Source organism: Mesorhizobium sp. AR10 (assembly GCF_024746795.1).
Classification (GTDB): domain Bacteria; phylum Pseudomonadota; class Alphaproteobacteria; order Rhizobiales; family Rhizobiaceae; genus Mesorhizobium.
Genome location: NZ_CP080524.1, coordinates 3156052 through 3172477 on the forward strand (window position 1 = coordinate 3156052; position 16426 = coordinate 3172477).

The 16426-nt window shown below is 62.7% G+C and carries 15 protein-coding genes; 10 read left to right on the plus strand and 5 right to left on the minus strand.

Features of this window, described 5'->3' with window-relative positions; all coding sequences use genetic code 11:
- Positions 1–12: 12 nt before the first annotated feature.
- The 4 genes from LHFGNBLO_RS18795 to LHFGNBLO_RS18810 form a co-directional block, all read right to left on the minus strand.
- Positions 13–456: an SRPBCC family protein gene (locus LHFGNBLO_RS18795; protein ID WP_258600677.1), complete on the minus strand. Its 444-nt coding sequence runs from the start codon at positions 454–456 to the stop codon at positions 13–15.
- Positions 457–587: 131 nt separating this feature from the next.
- Complete coding sequence (locus LHFGNBLO_RS18800) at positions 588–1415, minus strand: AraC family transcriptional regulator (RefSeq protein WP_258600679.1); 828 nt, start codon at positions 1413–1415, stop codon at positions 588–590.
- A 167-nt stretch (positions 1416–1582) separates the two neighbouring features.
- Entirely contained in the window at positions 1583–2581 is a 999-nt protein-coding gene (locus LHFGNBLO_RS18805) for an ABC transporter permease (protein WP_258600681.1), read from the minus strand.
- Positions 2582–2628: 47 nt separating this feature from the next.
- Positions 2629–3372: an ATP-binding cassette domain-containing protein gene (locus tag LHFGNBLO_RS18810; RefSeq protein WP_258600683.1), complete on the minus strand. Its 744-nt coding sequence runs from the start codon at positions 3370–3372 to the stop codon at positions 2629–2631.
- A gap of 492 nt (positions 3373–3864) precedes the next feature.
- On the opposite strand from LHFGNBLO_RS18810, the gene LHFGNBLO_RS18815 reads away from it, so the two are divergent.
- Both LHFGNBLO_RS18815 and LHFGNBLO_RS18820 read left to right on the plus strand, forming a co-directional pair.
- Complete coding sequence (locus LHFGNBLO_RS18815) at positions 3865–4854, plus strand: sugar-binding protein (protein WP_258600684.1); 990 nt, start codon at positions 3865–3867, stop codon at positions 4852–4854.
- Between the two features lie 184 nt (positions 4855–5038).
- On the plus strand, positions 5039–5818 hold the full coding sequence (locus LHFGNBLO_RS18820; RefSeq protein ID WP_258600686.1) for a FadR/GntR family transcriptional regulator: 780 nt from the start codon (positions 5039–5041) through the stop codon (positions 5816–5818).
- 42 nt (positions 5819–5860) lie between these two features.
- Here LHFGNBLO_RS18820 and LHFGNBLO_RS18825 read toward each other — a convergent pair whose 3' ends face one another.
- Positions 5861–6799, minus strand: coding sequence for an NAD(P)-dependent oxidoreductase (locus LHFGNBLO_RS18825; protein WP_258600688.1), 939 nt, complete (start codon positions 6797–6799; stop codon positions 5861–5863).
- A 150-nt stretch (positions 6800–6949) separates the two neighbouring features.
- Between LHFGNBLO_RS18825 and LHFGNBLO_RS18830 the strand changes: the two genes are divergently transcribed.
- The 8 genes from LHFGNBLO_RS18830 to LHFGNBLO_RS18865 all read left to right on the plus strand — a co-directional run bounded on the left by LHFGNBLO_RS18830 (position 6950) and on the right by LHFGNBLO_RS18865 (position 16425).
- Complete coding sequence (locus tag LHFGNBLO_RS18830) at positions 6950–7846, plus strand: NAD-dependent epimerase/dehydratase family protein (RefSeq protein WP_258600690.1); 897 nt, start codon at positions 6950–6952, stop codon at positions 7844–7846.
- Positions 7847–7956: 110 nt separating this feature from the next.
- Positions 7957–8733 (plus strand): FadR/GntR family transcriptional regulator, encoded by a 777-nt coding sequence (locus LHFGNBLO_RS18835; RefSeq protein ID WP_258600692.1) that lies wholly within the window; start codon positions 7957–7959, stop codon positions 8731–8733.
- A 283-nt stretch (positions 8734–9016) separates the two neighbouring features.
- Entirely contained in the window at positions 9017–10189 is a 1173-nt protein-coding gene (locus tag LHFGNBLO_RS18840) for an MFS transporter (RefSeq protein ID WP_258609809.1), read from the plus strand.
- 179 nt (positions 10190–10368) lie between these two features.
- Complete coding sequence (locus LHFGNBLO_RS18845; protein ID WP_258600693.1) at positions 10369–11397, plus strand: LacI family DNA-binding transcriptional regulator; 1029 nt, start codon at positions 10369–10371, stop codon at positions 11395–11397.
- A 301-nt stretch (positions 11398–11698) separates the two neighbouring features.
- Positions 11699–12823: a sugar ABC transporter substrate-binding protein gene (locus LHFGNBLO_RS18850; protein ID WP_258600697.1), complete on the plus strand. Its 1125-nt coding sequence runs from the start codon at positions 11699–11701 to the stop codon at positions 12821–12823.
- A gap of 77 nt (positions 12824–12900) precedes the next feature.
- A complete protein-coding gene (locus tag LHFGNBLO_RS18855; RefSeq protein ID WP_258600698.1) occupies positions 12901–14448 on the plus strand; it encodes a sugar ABC transporter ATP-binding protein in 1548 nt (515 codons plus the stop codon).
- 13 nt (positions 14449–14461) lie between these two features.
- Positions 14462–15442: an ABC transporter permease gene (locus LHFGNBLO_RS18860; protein ID WP_258600699.1), complete on the plus strand. Its 981-nt coding sequence runs from the start codon at positions 14462–14464 to the stop codon at positions 15440–15442.
- A complete protein-coding gene (locus tag LHFGNBLO_RS18865) occupies positions 15439–16425 on the plus strand; it encodes an ABC transporter permease (RefSeq protein ID WP_258600700.1) in 987 nt (328 codons plus the stop codon). Before LHFGNBLO_RS18860 ends, LHFGNBLO_RS18865 begins: the two co-directional genes overlap by 4 nt.
- The last annotated feature ends 1 nt before the right edge of the window (position 16426 follow it).

Below are 16426 nucleotides of genomic sequence, written 5' to 3' on the forward strand. Positions count from 1 at the left end.
GGCTCCCTTATTTCAACTCTGACCGGCAAAATGGCTCTTCAGGGCATTGAAGCCGCCCTGAAACACATTGGCGCCCATGCCTTCGACCAATTTGTCGGCGTCCTCCGGTGCGGCGTCGAAGCTTGCGGTCCATTCGGCATAGGTGCGGTCACCGTCGGTCACCCGCCGCAGCTGCAGCGTTGCCTTGTGGTTGGTGAGTGGCTGCGGCGTCTCCAGGATGGAGTAGCTGACAAGGAAGTTGTCATCGGAGAAATCGAGCAGCTTTTCACGGATGCGGGCTCCGCTGGCGAGCTCGAAATTGCGCACGCAGCCAATGGTGCCGGCGTCCTTGCCGTCCTCGATATGGCTTTCGACCATGCGCGGGTGCCAACTCGGCAGTCCGTTGAAGTCGCGTATGCGCGACCAGACCTTTTCGACCGGCGCGTCGATGACGCTGGAGATGGTGACTTTCGCCATAGATCGTTTCCCTTCGAGTTCGCTACTCGGCAGGGTAGGGCGGCGGGCATGGAGACACTTATCAATGCGTCTTGAACGCCTATCAATCAGTCTGAAAAATCGGGCAGTCTGAAAAACGGGCGGCAGGCGGCTCAGGCTATCGCCCGCGCCGCCTCGCGGTAGAGCGTCGGCGGGACACCGACATGATCGCGGAAGAAGCGCGAGAAATTGCCCTGCGTGGTGAAGCCGAGATTGCAGGCGACCGAGATCAGCGGCTCCTGCGACCACTGCAGTTGTCGTACCGCTTCCTCCATGCGCAGCGTGTTCCAGTAGACGTTGGGCGTCAGATTGGTCTGTTCCTTGAACAAAGCGAAGAAGTGCGGCCGCGACAGGCCGACACTACGCGCCACATCGTCGAAGCAGATGCGCTCGCAGACATTGGCTTTCATCAGCTGGATCGCCTTGCGGACACGGAAGTCCTGCATTGTGTGGACACGGGCGCGCACGGTCTGCGGCGCCGAGGCGTCGGCGGCATCGAGCACACTGTCGATGAACCGCTCGATCTCGTAATTGGCGATATCGTCGATGCTCTCATTGTCGCTGAGACGATCGAGCAGGTTGGCTGCCGCCTGGTGCAACCAGGGCTCCAGCGTGATCGCCGGTGTGGAAAACAGCGGCGCGGCGGAGGGCAGGTCGCGGCGCCGGCGCGCCCAGTCGGGATCGATGTAGAAGGCAAGGAACAGGCCCGGCGTGCCGTCGTGGTACAGAGCGTGGCTGTGCGGTTCGAAGGAATTGATGCCGGCAGCGGTGCCGGGCCCGAGCCGCACCGTCTGGCGGCCGATGGTCATTTCGCCGGCTGTGCCTTCCAGCCAGATGATGATATGCGCCTCGACATGGGCATGGGTGACGAAGTCGCTGGCGACATTCAGGACAGAAACATGTCCGAACCGGCCCCAGTAGAGCCTGATCGCTTCCGTCATGGGTATATCCTCCCGCAGGCGACTGGCCTCCCTTCGCCTGCGGGGGGATACTGCGGCCCCGTTCGTGCCCGCGTCAAGGCACATGCGCACGACCGGCACTCGCGATGAGGCATGGCGGTGGATTTTCAGACTGAGCGATAGGAGCCCGCGCGCGCCGGCGTTGAAGCTTAGTCGTTGCGCCTGAAGTTGCGGATCCGGTCGAACAGGACCGCCATCAGGATGGCGCCGCCGATGAACACGCCTTGCCAGAAGGCATTGATGCCGAGCAGGCCAAGGCTGTTACGGATCACCTCGATCAGCGCGGCGCCGACGATGGCGCCGAAGGCGGTGCCGACGCCGCCAGCCAGGTTGGCGCCGCCGATGACGGTGGCGGCGATCACCTGAAGCTCCATGCCGGTGCCGAGATTGGTGGTGACGGCGCCCAGCCAGCCGGTCTGAATGATGCCGGCAATGCCCGCCGCCAGTGCCGAGATCATGTAGACCGCGACCTTGATCTGGCGCACCGGAACGCCGGTCAGCGTCGCTGCGTGCTCATTGCCGCCGATGGCGAAAATATGCCGGCCGAATTTCGTCCAGCGCAGGATGAAGCCGGTGATCAGCGCCAGCAGGATCATGTAGAGCACCGGATTGGCGATGCCGAACACCCAGGCGCCGCCGCCCAGCGCCAGAAGCTTGTCGTGGTCAGGTCCGAACTGGAAGACGACGGTGTTGTTGGAGGCTACCATGGCCAGGCTGCGCGCGATCGACAGCATGCCGAGCGTCACCACGAAGGGCGGAAACCCGAGATAGGCGATCAGTATGCCGTTGAAGGCGCCGATGGCGAGCGCCGTGGCGATCGAGGCAAGGATGCCGACCTCGATGCTGTAGCCGGCATGCATCGTCACCGCCAGAATCATCGACGACAGGCAAAGCACCGAGCCGACCGACAGATCAATGCCGCCGGTGATGATGACGAAGGTCATGCCGAGCGCGATGATGGCGACGAAGGTGATGTTGCGGGTGATGTTGTAGAGGTTCTTCGACGTGGCGAAGGAATCGGTGGCGACGGAGAGGAACAGGCAGGCGAGGATGACCGCGATCACCACCCAGAATGTCTGGCTGGCAAACACCCTGGACAACAAGGTGTGCTGTTTCTGCGCGATCGTCTGGTCAAGAGTTACTGCCATCGTCGACCTTTATCTGCTGCATCTGCAGCCTGTAGTGAAATCAGCACCTATAAAACCTGTTCTATGGCGCCGGTGATGAGCCCGGTGACTTCTTCGGGCGAACTCGACGCGATCGTCTTGTCGGCGACCTTGCGACCGCGACGCATGACGATGACGCGGTCGGCGACGTCAAACACGTCAGGCATGCGGTGGCTGATCAGCACGACCGCTATACCCTGATCGCGCAGATTGCGGATCAGGTTGAGCACCTCGGCGACCTGCCGTACCGAGATCGCCGCCGTTGGCTCGTCCATCAGCACGATCTTGGCTTGCGAAAGCATGGTGCGGGCGATGGCTACGGCTTGCCGCTGACCGCCCGACATCTGCTTGACGAGGTCGCGCGGCCGGGTCTCGGATTTCAATTCGGCAAAGATCTGGCCGGCGCGCTTGTACATCGCGGCGTAGTCGAGAATGCGAAACGGCCCGACGCCGCGACGCAGTTCACGGCCGAGATAGACGTTTGCGGCGGCCGTCAGATTGTTGCACAGCGCCAGATCCTGGTGGACGATCTCGATGCCGTGCTGGCGGGCTTCCACCGGCTTGTGCAGGATCAGGTCCTTGCCGTCCATCTGCATCGTGCCATGGCTCGGGTGGAAATTGCCGGCGATCATCTTGACCAGCGTCGACTTGCCGGCGCCGTTGTCACCCATCAGGCCGACCACCTGTCCGGCCTCGATCGACAGCGACACGTCGTTGACCGCGTGGATGGCGCCGAAGTGTTTCGAGATATTGGTGAGTTCGAGAACCGCCACCAGCCTTCTTGCCTCCCCTGCCTTGCGACCTGCTTGCTGTTTCCGGTGCGACACCGACGCTGCTTTGGCCTCGCTCTCCCCAGCTCCTCCCGGAAACAGCGTTAGCGTTGTTTTACGCAAAAGCCTGCGCGCGTCAATTGTCGGACGAATAAGATTCTGGCAATTGTCGGACGAATTGAAGCTGGAGCTTTCTTTAAAAATCAGTTTTGTAGGACAAATAGCATTGACGTTGGCGGCGAGCCGATATTAGCTAAGCCTCGGAGGAGAATAAGCCGATCCCTGATGCCGGTTGGCTGGGGGACCGTCGGAGGTTTATGGGTCAAGGATTCGGCAACGCCTTGTTGGTTGCACCGGTTCGAGACCGCATCTGGAAATACTTATCGATCTGGCTTGGTCACACGGGCGCTCGCGGAACGTTCCGCTGTCATCTCGCATCCGGGTCGATCTGTGTGGCGGGCACGCCGTGTCCGTCTGTTTCAAGGGAGGACTAACATGAAGAAATCACTATTGCTCGCCGCCGCCGCCGTCATGGCGCTGGGCGCCGGGCCGGCTTTGGCCAAGAAACAGCTCGTCATCGTCGTGAAGGGTCTCGACAATCCGTTCTTCGAGGCCATCAACCAGGGTTGCCAGAAATGGAACAAGGAAAACGCCAGCTCGGAGTATGAGTGCTTCTACACCGGCCCGGCTTCGACTTCCGATGAGGCCGGGGAGGCCCAGATCGTCGGCGATATGCTGAGCAAGGCCGACACGGTGGCGATGGCCATTTCGCCGTCCAACGCGCCGCTGATCGCGCAGACGATCAAGAGCGCCAATCCGACGATCCCGATCATGACCATCGACGCCGACCTCTCCAAGGAAGATGCGGCGCTGCGCAAGACCTATCTCGGCACCGATAACTACCTAATGGGCTTCAAGATCGGTGAGTACATCAAGAAGGGCAAGCCGAATGGCGGCAAGATCTGCACCATCGAGGGCAATCCGGCAGCCGACAACATCCTGCGCCGTGCGCAAGGCATGCGTGACGCGCTTTCGGGCAAGGAGGGCCTTGCGGCGCTCGCCGGTGAAGGTGGCTGGACCGAAGTCGCCGGTTGCCCGGTGTTCACCAATGACGATGGCGCCAAGGGCGTGCAGGCGATGACCGATATCCTCGCCGCCAACCCCGATCTCGACGCTTTCGGCATCATGGGCGGCTGGCCGCTGTTCGGTGCGCCGCAGCCCTACCGCGACCTGTTCAAGCCGATGGCTGACAAGATCGCCAGCAACGCCTTCGTCATCGGCGCCGCCGACACGATCGGCGACGAAGTGGCGATTGCGAAGGAGGGGCTGGTGACTGCGCTGGTCGGCCAGCGGCCGTTCGAGATGGGCTACAAGGCACCTTCGGTGATGATCGACCTGATCGAAGGCAAGGCCGTGGCAGACCCGGTGTTCACCGGTCTCGACGAATGCACCAAGGATACGGTCGACACCTGCATCCAGAAGTAGGCCGCAATTTCGGGGCGTCCGTTTGACGGGCGCCCCGTTCCACCGGTTCATGAAACCTAGAGGCGGCATGTTGGGGCGATAAGCCCCTGCTTTGACGCGCCCAATTTTCGGCGACGAGACCCGCGGTGCACGGGCAATTCCGGGCGGTTTCCACGCAATGAACGGCCAACGCATTGGAACGTGCATGGCAGACGAAAAATCAATCAAACGACGCTCCAAGGTCAATGCACAGGCCAGTGCTCCGGCTGCCGTGCGCCGGGCCGATGCCACGAGGATTCCGGGTTCGAGCGTGCATGCGTCGCTGGCCAACGAGATTGGCCTGAGGATCGTGCGCGGCGATTATCCGCCGGGAACCATCCTTCCTAACGAAGCCAAGTGGTCCGAAACCTTCAACGTCAGCCGCTCTGCGGTGCGCGAGGCGATCAAGATGCTGATGGCGAAAAGCCTTTTGGCGTCACGCCCGAAGATCGGCAGTTGGGTCGAACCGAAGGAGCGCTGGAACCTGCTCGACCGCGATGTGCTCGCCTGGTATGCGACCGCTCCCGACCGCGAAATGTTCCTGCGCACCGTGCAGGAATTCCGTCACATCATCGAGCCGGAAGCGTCCGCCTTCGCCGCCATGCGGCGCAGCGACGAGCAGATGGTGGAGATCAGCCAGGCCTGCCGGGAGATGGGTGAGGCCACGCGCTTGCAGGACCGCACGCGCGCCGACACGCGCTTCCACCTTGCCATCCTGCGGGCATCCGGCAACGATTTGCTGGTGCCGCTCGGCGTGCTGATCGAATCGGCACTCGACCACCTCTTCGTTTTCGTTACGCGCGAAACCAGCGATCAGCGGCGGGCACAGGCGCTGCATGAGGCCATCGAGAAGAACATCCGTCTCCAACGGCCGGATGCGGCCCGCAGTGCGGTACGCAGACTTCTCGCCAACACCGACGACGTTATCGGTCGCTCCCGCCGCTGACGGGCTTGCGACCCCAAGGGCGCTCTGCGGCGGGCTTTGCCCTCAGATTTTCTGCCGCTTGCCGTCTTTCGTTGGCATCAGGTCGACGCCGTTGACCTTGCCGATATGCGTCGCCAGCATCGGCACATATTGCTCAGCCGGTCCGGTGGCGAAGGCGCCGGCGAAGGAGTTCTTGGTGGCATTGCCCAAAGGGTTGGCGATGCTTGCCGCACCTGCCATCGACTCGAGATAGGTGAGGTCCTTGAAGGCGTTGGCGATGGAGAATTTGTGCGCATCGCGGTCACCTTCCAGCGTCCAGCGCATGAAGGTTTGGTAAAATCCGCAATCCATGCGGCCGTTGCGGATGACGCTGTCGAAACGCGCCGGCGAAATACCGACCTTTTCGGCCAGCGCCAGCGCCTCGGAGTAAATCGCGGCATAGCCGAGCGAAATGAAATTGTTGAGCAGCTTCATGCGATGGCCGTCGCCGGTGTCACCGATGTGGACGATGCGTCCGGCCCATGTCTCGAGCACCGGCTTGAGACGGGCAAAGAGCGCATCGGGAGCGCCGACCATGGCGTCGAGTGTGCCTTCCCAGGCTTCCTTCGGCGTGCGGCTGAGAGGGGCATCGACATAGTCGACGCCGAGACCCTTCAGTTCGGCGGCCAGTGCCACGGTCGAGACCGGATCGGAGGTCGAGCAATCGACGACGACCGAACCCTTCTTCAGCCCTTCCCTGAGGCCGCCGGGGCCGCGGATGATGGCTTCCACCTCACGCGAACCGGTGACGCAGATGAAGACGATATCGGATGCCGCGGCCACATCGCGCGAGGTCGCTGCTTCCTTGGCGCCGCGGCCAAGCAGGTCTTCGGCCGGCTTGCGGTTCTTGCGGCCGAGGAACGTCAGCGCGTAGCCCTTGTCGACGATGTTCTTGGCTATGCCATGCCCCATCAGGCCAAGGCCGATGAAGCCGATCTTTTCGCTCGCAGCAGTCGTGGTCATGTCGTTTCGTCCCTGTCTTGTGGTGATCGATGGCAGCGCTGCCGGCTTGCAGGCGCATTGTTGGAGAGGGTTTTTGCCGCAGGCGGTGGCATTGCGGAATGCCATATTGTCTGACAATACACATAAATCCTAGACGATGTGGAGAGCAAAATGACGAAGCGGATCATGTTCACCGGCGGCAGCGGCAAGGCTGGGCGTCATGTCGTGCAGTATCTGGTCGAGCAAGGCTGCCAGGTGCTCAACATCGACACCAAGCCGCTCGACAATCCCAAGGTGCGCACGCTGATCACCGACATCACCGACAGCGGGCAGGTGTTCAACGCACTGTCCTCCTATATGGGCCTGCATGAATTCGACCCGTCGTTGCGCTCGCAGCCGGTCGATGCGGTGGTGCATTTCGCAGCCATCCCGCGCATCATGATCACGACCGACAACGAGGTGTTCCGCATCAACGCGCTCGGCACCTACAATGTCATCGAGGCGGCGGTGAAGCTCGGCATCCGCAAGGTCGTGATCGCTTCCAGCGAGACGACCTATGGTGTGGTGTTCGCCAACGAGCCGCGCGACCCGAAATATTTCCCGCTCGACGAAGAATACGATGTCGATCCGATGGACAGCTACGCGCTGTCCAAGGTCGTCAACGAGCAGACGGCGCGCGCCTTTGCACAGCGCAACGGTACCGACATCTATGCGCTTCGCATCGGCAACGTCATCGAGCCGCATGAATATTCGCTGTTCCCGAAATGGTTCGCCGATCCGGGTTTCCGCAAGCGCATCGCCTGGAGCTATGTCGATGCGCGCGACCTCGGCCAAATCACGCTGCGGGCCATCGAGAAGGACGGGCTCGGCTATCAGGTGTTCAACGCCGCCAATGACGACACCTCGTCCGACCTGCCGACAGCCGAGTTGCTGAAGCGGTTCTACCCCGGCGTGCCGGTCAAGGCCGAACTCGGCGAATATGAGACGCTGCTTTCCAACCGCAAGGCGCGGGATGTGCTTGGCTTCCGGCCTGAACACAGCTGGCGCAAATATGTCAAGAAAGCCTGACAAGGGTCGCATGCCCCGCAATCCAGGCTGATCTGTGCATAGAAGCCGGCTTTGCGGCCCAGCCGATCTCCCGTGCTTGACAGCTTTCGAAATCCAGACTTTGTGGACTTATGCGGGACGAGAAGCCGAATAAGGGAAAAGCGTCGGCCAAGGCGGCGTCGTCCGAGCGCCCGACGGGCGTTCGTCGAGCCGATGCGGCCCGTATGCCGGGGTCGAGCGTGCATGGGTCGCTGGCCAACGAGATTGGGCTCAGGATCGTACGCGGCGACTATCCGCCAGGAACCATCCTGCCCAACGAAGCCAAATGGTCCGAGACCTTCGACGTCAGCCGCTCGGCGGTGCGCGAGGCGATCAAGATGCTGATGGCGAAGAGCCTTTTGGCGTCGCGCCCCAAGATCGGCAGCTGGGTCGAGCCGAAGGAGCGTTGGAACCTGCTCGATCGTGACGTGCTCGCCTGGTATGCGACCTCGCCGGACCGCGAGGTCTTCCTGAAAACCGTGCAGGAATTCCGTCACATCATCGAGCCGGAAGCGACCGCCTTTGCGGCGATGCGGCGCAGCGACGAGCAGATGGCCGAGATCAGCCAGGCCTGCCGTGAGATGGGCGAGGCAGCGTCGTTGCAGGAACGCACCCGCGCCGATACGCGCTTCCACCTCGCCATCCTGCGGGCGTCGGGCAACGACCTTCTGGTGCCGCTCGGCGTGCTGATCGAATCGGCGTTCGACCATCTGTTTACCTACACAACGCGGGAACTCGACGATCTGCAGCACGCGCAGAAGCTGCATGAGGCGATCGAGAAGTGCATCCGCTTGCAGCGGCCGGATGCTGCCCGCAACGCGGTGCGCAAGCTGCTGGCCAACACCGATATCGTTATCCGGTCTCGGTAGGTATTTTCTTCACAGCGGCGATAAAGAGGATCTGTCACCAGATCCAGTTCAGGCAAATCTGCCAAAACCAATCGATGACGATCGGTGCGAGCCAGCCACTGTTCCACCTGACGTGAAATCCCTGGTGTCACGGATTTGCCTGTCGTGGCGCTGCTCGGCGCCGCGAATGCGCCGATAGTGGCGGCCGAACGGTCGATTTGCAGAACCGCGGACAGGAAACGCCTTGACCACAAACGTCTCCAGCCAGGCGAGCAGTCCCGGCATCGACAGCAGCTATGCATGGATGCGGCTCGGCATTTCGATGCTGCTGTCGACGATCGGCGGCGTCGGCATGTGGGCTGTGGTCGTGGTGCTGCCCGCCGTGCAGGCTGAATTCGGCGTCGATCGCGCGGCGGCGTCGATACCCTATACCGCGACCATGGTTGGTTTCGCCGCCGGCAATGTGCTGGTCGGCCGCGCCATCGACCGCATAGGCTACTGGATCCCCGCCTTGATAGCCTCGGCAGCGCTCGGATCCGGTTTCCTGCTGGCGTCGCTAACCACATCGATCCTGCAGTTCACGCTTGTCCAGGGGCTTCTGATCGGTGTCGGCACGTCGGCGATCTTCGGTCCGCTGATCGCCGACATATCGCATTGGTTCAACCGCCGCCGCGGCGTCGCGGTGGCGGCTGCCGCCTCCGGCAACTACCTCGCCGGCGCGATCTGGCCGGCTGTCATGCCCTATGTCATGCAAAGCGAAGGCTGGCGTTTCACCTATGCCGCGATCGGCGTCGTCTGCCTCGCGACCATGGTGCCGCTGATCCTGATGCTCAGGCGCGGCCCGCCCCGCGAAGCCGCGGCTGGTGCGCCCGGAAGCCGGCCGGTCCAGCCGATCTCGTTGTCGCCGGCGGCCTTGCAGGTGCTGCTCGTCATCGCCGGCCTTGGCTGCTGTGTGGCTATGTCGATGCCGCAGGTCCATATCGTCGCCTATTGCATGGATCTCGGCTACGGCGTCGCGCACGGCGCCGACATGCTGTCGATCATGCTGGCGGCGGGCGTCGTCAGCCGGCTTGCGTCCGGCTTTCTTGCCGACCGCATCGGCGGTGTCAAAACCGTGCTGATCGGCACGGTGCTGCAATGCCTGTCGCTGCTGTTCTATATTCCCTTCGACGGGCTTGCCTCGCTTTATGTCGTCTCGCTGGTCTTTGGCCTGTCGCAAGGCGGCATCGTGCCTTGCTATGCCATCATCGTACGCGAATACATGCCGGCAAAAGAAGCCGGCCAGCGCGTCGGCATCGTCATGATGGCGACCATCTTCGGCATGGCGATCGGCGGCTGGATGTCTGGGTGGATTTACGATCTGACCGGCTCCTATGCCGCGGCATTCCTCAATGGCATTGCCTGGAACCTTCTAAACATACTGGCAATGACGCTGTTGCTGTGGAAAGCCCGGCGCAGCGCTATGGCGATGGCTTAAGACGCTCCAGCGGGCACACGACTTCCCGCCAGTTCGCTTGACAATGGCGGAAGGCTGCGCGACGCCAGACGGCGAGTGGGTGCGGCAACAGGCCGGTTCGGCATGGCGACAGTGGCAATGACGCTGAATATCGTTTCGCGGCCGCGCTTCGGCGAAGGCACGGCGCGGGGAGCAAGGCCTTGATCAAGCCGCGCTCACGGCGCGGCGGCGGCCGCCCAACCATTGCCGATGTCGCGCGCAAGGCCGGCGTCGGCGCCATCACCGTGTCGCGTGCCTTGCGCGAGCCGGCGCGCGTTTCGGAGGATTTGCGCAAACAAATCCAGGCCGCCGTCGACGAACTCGGCTATGTGCCGGACCCGAATGCGCGGGCGCTGGCCTCGGCACGCGCCGAGGTCTTTGGCGTGCTGGTGCCCTCGCTCACCAACAATGTCTTTGCCGAGGTGGTGCGCGGCATCTACGACAGTCTGTCGGACGGCCCGTTCCGCGTTCAGCTCGGCAACACCCATTATTCAGGCCTCGAGGAAGAACGGCTGCTGCAAGTGTTCGGGCCCCAGCGCCCGGCGGCACTGATCGTTGCCGGCATCGACCAGACACCGACGTCGCGGAAACTGCTGGAGACGGCCGGCTGCCCGGTGGTGCAGGTCATGGAGACCGGCCCCGATCCAGTCGATATGCTGGTCGGCTTCTCGCATCTCGACGGCGGCCGGGTGGCGACGCAGCACCTGATCGAGGCCGGTTACCGGCGGATCGGCTTCATCGGCGCGCGGATGGATCCGCGTTCGCAGCGGCGCCTGGCCGGCTACCGCGCGGCGATGGAAGCTGCCGGCTTGTTCGATGCGCGGCTGGTCACCACTACGCTCCTGCCGTCCAGCGTGACGCTCGGGCGCGAGTTGTTGCGCGACGCACTGGCCAAGATGCCGACGCTCGACGGGGTCTTCTGCAACAATGACGATATCGCGCTCGGCGTGCTGTTCGAATGCCACCGCGCCTCGATCGCCGTGCCGAAGACGATCGGCATCGTCGGCTTCAACGATCTCGACATGATGCAGTCGGCGTTTCCGTCGATCACCAGCGTCCGCACCCACCGCTATGAAATCGGCAGGCGAGCCGTCGCCATGGCTTTGGCCGCGATCGCCGGCAACAGGCCCGAAAATCGGGTCGTCGACCTCGGTTTCGAACTCCAGCGCCGCGAGAGCACCGCCCGCTGAAGGCGTTTCTGCGTCCTTCAAATGGCACTTTACACAACGTCATGGTAGCGCTACCATATGCTTTGCACAGAAGTTCGCGACAGCAGCCGGAGCCTGTTTATTATATATAAGCGACAGCTCATGCTTGTTTATTATGTATAATATGATAGTTTTTGTTCCGGCTTACGAAGGCGACAAGGAGGGGATCGGGTCGGCATTCGGCCACCTGAAGAGCGTGACGGGCAAGGCGGGAGGTGCCGGGCCAGACGCGCGATTTGACGACGCGTAAAAACAATCAGAACTGCAACTGGGAGGAATATCGATGATCAAGTCACTCGTTGGTGGCATCGTTGCCGCCACTGCATTCGTCATGTTGAGCTCGTCGGCAATCGCCGATCCTGAAATCGTCAAGGGACCGGCCGCCGAGCCGGATTGCTTCGCGCCGTGGGCCGCCGACACGCAATTCTTCAAATTCCCCAAGAAAGACGGTCCGTACCGCATTGCGCTCGCCAATGGCTATATTGCCAACACCTGGCGCATTCAGATGATCCAGACCGCCAAGGCCTACGCAGCGCAAAAAGACGTCGCCGCCAAGCTGAAGGAATTCAAGGTGGTGTCGACCGGTGAGGACGTGCCGGCACAGATTTCGGCGATCAACAACTTCATCGATTCCGGCTATGACGCCATCGTCGTCAACGCCCAGAACCCGACAGCCTTCGGGCCGGTCATCAAGCGTGCCAAGGAAGCCGGCGTCGTGCTGGTTGCCTTCGACAACATCCTCGATACCAAGGATGCCATCAACGTCAATGTCGACCAGAAGGGTCTTGGCGAACTTTGGGGCAACTGGCTGATCAGCCATATACCCGATGGCGGAAAGATACTTGAAGTGCGCGGCGTTGCAGGCACGTCGGTCGATACCGACCGCCACAATGGCATCCATGAGGTCTTCGCCGCTTCGGGCAAGAAATGGGAAGTCACCGAAGTTGCCGGCAAGTGGGATGATCCGACAGCACAGAAGGTCACGGCTGACGCCATCGCCACCAACGGTCCGTTCGTCGGCATCACCGGCCAGGGCGGCGACACCGGCATCGTGCAGGCGATGATCGACGCCAAGCATCCGTTCGTGCCGTTCGGCGGCGAAACCGAGAATGGCTTCCGCAAATTCTGCGCGAAGCATGCCGCCGACGGGCTGAAATGCTCGTCCGCGGGCACCGGTCCGGCCCAGGTGGCGGTTGCAATCAAGACGGCGATCGCCGCGCTCGAGGGTCAGGTCGTGCCGCAATCGGTCAAGCTGCCGCTGGCCATCGTCGAGGATCCGAACTTCAAGGAAGGCCAGGACTACTTCCCCGACCAGTCCGACAATTTCTTCGTCGGCAATGCCTTCCCGACCTGCGGCATCAATTTCACCGCGCAGGAAATCATGGGCCAGACCAAAGAGAACCAGTAAGCTTACCTGCCAATCACCCAGCGCCGCGGTCAGCCCGCGGCGCCGGTTCCCAACAACAAGCGCCTTGGGAGGGGCCGATGGACGGTGCGGTTCCGCTCTTCCGTATGGAAGGCATATCCAAGCGCTATGGCGGCGTGCGTGCGCTTGAGAAGGCCGAGCTTTCGGTTCAGCCAGGCAGCATCCACGCCATCCTCGGCGAGAACGGCGCCGGCAAATCGACGCTGATCAAGGTCATGGCGGGCGTCGTCGCGCCCGACGAAGGCCACATGACGCTGGACGGCCGCAAGGTCACTTTCGCTTCGCCGGCTGCCGCGAACCAGGCCGGCATCGTCTGCATCTTCCAGGAACTGTCGCTGGTCCCTGAGCTCAGTGTTGCCGACAACATCGTCATTTCCGATCCGCCGAAGCGTTTCGGCATGATCGACCGCAAGGCGCAGCGGCGCATCGCGGAAGAGGCGCTTGCACGCGCGGGCGCTGCCGACATCCATCCACTTGCGCTGGTCAAGGATCTGCCGCTTTCAAGAAGGCAGATGGTCGAGATCGCCAAGGCTCTGGCCAGGAAGCCGCGCATCCTGATCCTCGACGAGGCGACTTCGGCGCTCACGGGGGCTGACGTTGCCAAGATCTTCGGCGTGTTGAAGCGGCTGCGGAAGGAGGGGCTGGCTCTGCTCTACATCTCGCACCGGATGAACGAGATTGCCGAACTCGCCGACCAGTGCACGGTGTTCCGCAACGGCCGCAACGTCGCCAGCTATGCGGCAGGCACCAAGAGCGACAACGAAGTCGTCGAGCTGATGATCGGACGTGAATACAGCCACATCTTTCCGCCGAAGCCCGTGCGTGCCGCGGCTGCCGCCGTTCCCGTGCTGGAAGCACGCAAGCTTTCCTGGACCGACCGGCTGGACAATGTATCGCTCACGGTCGCGGCGGGCGAGGTCGTCGGCCTCGGCGGTCTCGACGGCCAGGGCCAGCGCGAATTGCTGCTTGCCTTCTTCGGTGTGCTGCGCGGCCTGTCCGGCCAGATATTGATCGACGGCAAGCCGGTGGCGATCACCAGTCCGTCCGCCGCGCGCGATGACCGGATCGGCATGGCGCTGATACCGGAGGACCGCAAGACGGAAGGGCTGATGCTGCCGATGACGGTGCGCGAAAACCTCTCCTTCGCCGCACTCGACCGGCTGTCCAGGGCCGGCATCATCGACCGTGCCGCCGAGCAGCGGCTGATCGACGACATGGTGGGGCTGCTGGCGATCAAGACGGCCGGCCTCGACATTCCGGTTGGTGCATTGTCCGGCGGCAATCAGCAGAAGGTGGTCATCGCCAAATGGCTGATGCGCCAGCCGCGCATCATCCTGCTCAACGATCCGACGCGCGGCATCGATGTCGGCACCAAGCAGGAATTGTATCAGCTGATGCGCAAGCTCGCCGACGCGGGTGCGGCGATCCTGTTCTATTCGACCGACTATGACGAGTTGATCGGCTGCTGCGACCGGGTGCTGGTGCTCTATGACGGTGCGGTCAAACGCGAACTGGCCGGCGCCGAGCTCACCGAGCGGGCGCTGATCGCCAGCGCGCTCAACATCCACGGCGAGAACGCTGAGCCCAGGCAAGGAGCTAACACGTGAAGGGGATCATGGAGTGAAAGATTGGCGCTACTGGCTTGCCGAACAGCGCGGAACGCTGCTGGCGTTCGGCATTTTCATCGCCATGTTCGTGATCTACACCTCGAACCATCCGGCCGGCTTCACCGCCAATGTCGTGCAGACGGCCTCGAACAAGGGCGTGCTGCTCGCTTTCGTGGCGATGGCGCAGACGCTGGTGGTGATCACTGCCGGCATCGACCTTTCCATCGGCATGATCTTCACGCTGACCAATTGCCTGGCCTCGTGGCTGGTCATCGGCACCGGCATCGAAACGGCGTTCGGTGTCTTCGCGGTGCTTGGCACCGGGCTGTTCTGTGGGGCGGTCAACGGCGCCATCGTCATCTATGGGCGCCTGCAGCCGATTGTCGCCACCATCGCCACCGGCGCGGTCTATTTCGGCATCGCGCTGCTGCTGCGGCCGTTCCCAGGCGGTTCGGTCAACGAGGATCTCGCCGACGCGCTGACCGGGCGCCTGTTTGGCGTGGTACCGGCGAGCCTGGTCGTGCTGCTGGCGGTGGTGCTTGTCGTCTGGGTGCCGTTCAGCCGCTCGGTGCTCGGCCGCGCCGCCTACGCGGCCGGGTCATCGGAGACAGCGGCCTACATGTCGGGCGTGCCAATCCGGCGCGGCAAGTTCGCCGCTTACGCGCTTGCCGGGCTGCTGGCCGCGATCGGCGGGCTGTTCCTGACCTTCTTCACCTATACCGGCGATGCGGCCTATGCCAGCGGCAATGCCTACACCTTGTTCTCGATCGCTGCCGTCGTGCTCGGCGGTGTTTCGCTGTTTGGCGGCAAGGGCAGCGCCATCGGCGCGATCTTCGGAGCGCTGGCTTTCCGCACCATCGGCGACCTGCTCTTCGTCTTCGATTTCGATCCGCTCTGGCAGCCGCTGTTCCAAGGTATTGTCCTTTTGATCGCGGTCAGCCTCGGCGCGTTCGCATTGTTCAGGGTCCGCAACCGGCTGGAGTGGTTCCTGTGAGCGAAACGACCATTGCCGGCATTGCCAACCGGATGCCGAAATTCATCCGCCGCTCCGACCCGGCGGTGTTGACGGCGTTTGCCTGCATCGTGCTGCTGCTGTTTCTGGGCAGTCTCTATTCACGCAGCTTCCTGTCGCCGGAATATCTGTTGCAGCAGCTCAAGGTGGCCTCGTTTCTCGGCGTCATCGCCACCGGTATGATGCTGGTCATCCTGCTCGGGCAGATCGACCTGTCGGTGCCATGGTCGGTGGCAGTGGGCGCCATGATGGCCAGTGCGTTGGCGGCCTTCGGGCCGGTTGGTGTTGCGTTGGCAATCCCGTTCGGCATTTTCTGCGGCATGTTGATCGGCATCGTCAACGGCATCGGGGTCGCCTATCTGCGCATTCCCTCGATGATCATCACGCTGGCCACCAACGCCGTCGCGCAAGGGCTGATGGTGGTCTATACCGGCGGGTTCTCGCCGCAGGATTCGGCAACTGGGGCGATGCGCTATCTGGCGACCGGCTTTGCCATTCCGGGCGTGCCCAATGCCGTCGTCATCTGGGCACTGATCGGGGCTGCGATGGTCTTCGTGCTGACCCGCACCAGCTTTGGCCGCAGCGTCTATGGCATCGGCAATCGCGAGCGCGCCGCCTACCTCTCCGGCATCGACACGCGCCGCGTGGTGATGATCGCCTTCGCGGTTTCGGGCGGGCTCTCCGCCTTTGGTGGTGTGCTGCTGGCCGGCTATGCTTCCAAGGCGGCACAGTCGATGGGCGATGCCTATCTCTTGCCGTCGATCGCCGCGGTGGTGCTTGGCGGCACCTCCATCCTTGGTGGGCGCGGCTCCTATCTCGGCACCGTGGCCGGCGTCATCCTGATCACGCTGCTGCAATCCATTCTCTCCGTCATGCAGATGCCGGAGGCGGGACGGCAGATCACCTATGGCGTCGTCATCGTCGCCATGCTGCTTCTCTATGGCCGCGCGCCGGCAAGCCGCTGAC

Excerpts from the sequence above, each read along its gene's own strand:
- LHFGNBLO_RS18795 (WP_258600677.1), bottom strand. The coding sequence starts at position 456 with ATGGCGAAAGTCACCATCTCCAGCGTCATCGACGCGCCGGTCGAAAAG.
- LHFGNBLO_RS18800 (WP_258600679.1), bottom strand. The coding sequence starts at position 1,415 with ATGACGGAAGCGATCAGGCTCTACTGGGGCCGGTTCGGACATGTTTCT.
- LHFGNBLO_RS18805 (WP_258600681.1), bottom strand. The coding sequence starts at position 2,581 with ATGGCAGTAACTCTTGACCAGACGATCGCGCAGAAACAGCACACCTTG.
- LHFGNBLO_RS18815 (WP_258600684.1), top strand. The coding sequence starts at position 3,865 with ATGAAGAAATCACTATTGCTCGCCGCCGCCGCCGTCATGGCGCTGGGC.
- LHFGNBLO_RS18820 (WP_258600686.1), top strand. The coding sequence starts at position 5,039 with ATGGCAGACGAAAAATCAATCAAACGACGCTCCAAGGTCAATGCACAG.
- LHFGNBLO_RS18825 (WP_258600688.1), bottom strand. The coding sequence starts at position 6,799 with ATGACCACGACTGCTGCGAGCGAAAAGATCGGCTTCATCGGCCTTGGC.
- LHFGNBLO_RS18830 (WP_258600690.1), top strand. The coding sequence starts at position 6,950 with ATGACGAAGCGGATCATGTTCACCGGCGGCAGCGGCAAGGCTGGGCGT.
- LHFGNBLO_RS18835 (WP_258600692.1), top strand. The coding sequence starts at position 7,957 with ATGCGGGACGAGAAGCCGAATAAGGGAAAAGCGTCGGCCAAGGCGGCG.
- LHFGNBLO_RS18840 (WP_258609809.1), top strand. The coding sequence starts at position 9,017 with ATGCGGCTCGGCATTTCGATGCTGCTGTCGACGATCGGCGGCGTCGGC.
- LHFGNBLO_RS18850 (WP_258600697.1), top strand. The coding sequence starts at position 11,699 with ATGATCAAGTCACTCGTTGGTGGCATCGTTGCCGCCACTGCATTCGTC.
- LHFGNBLO_RS18855 (WP_258600698.1), top strand. The coding sequence starts at position 12,901 with ATGGACGGTGCGGTTCCGCTCTTCCGTATGGAAGGCATATCCAAGCGC.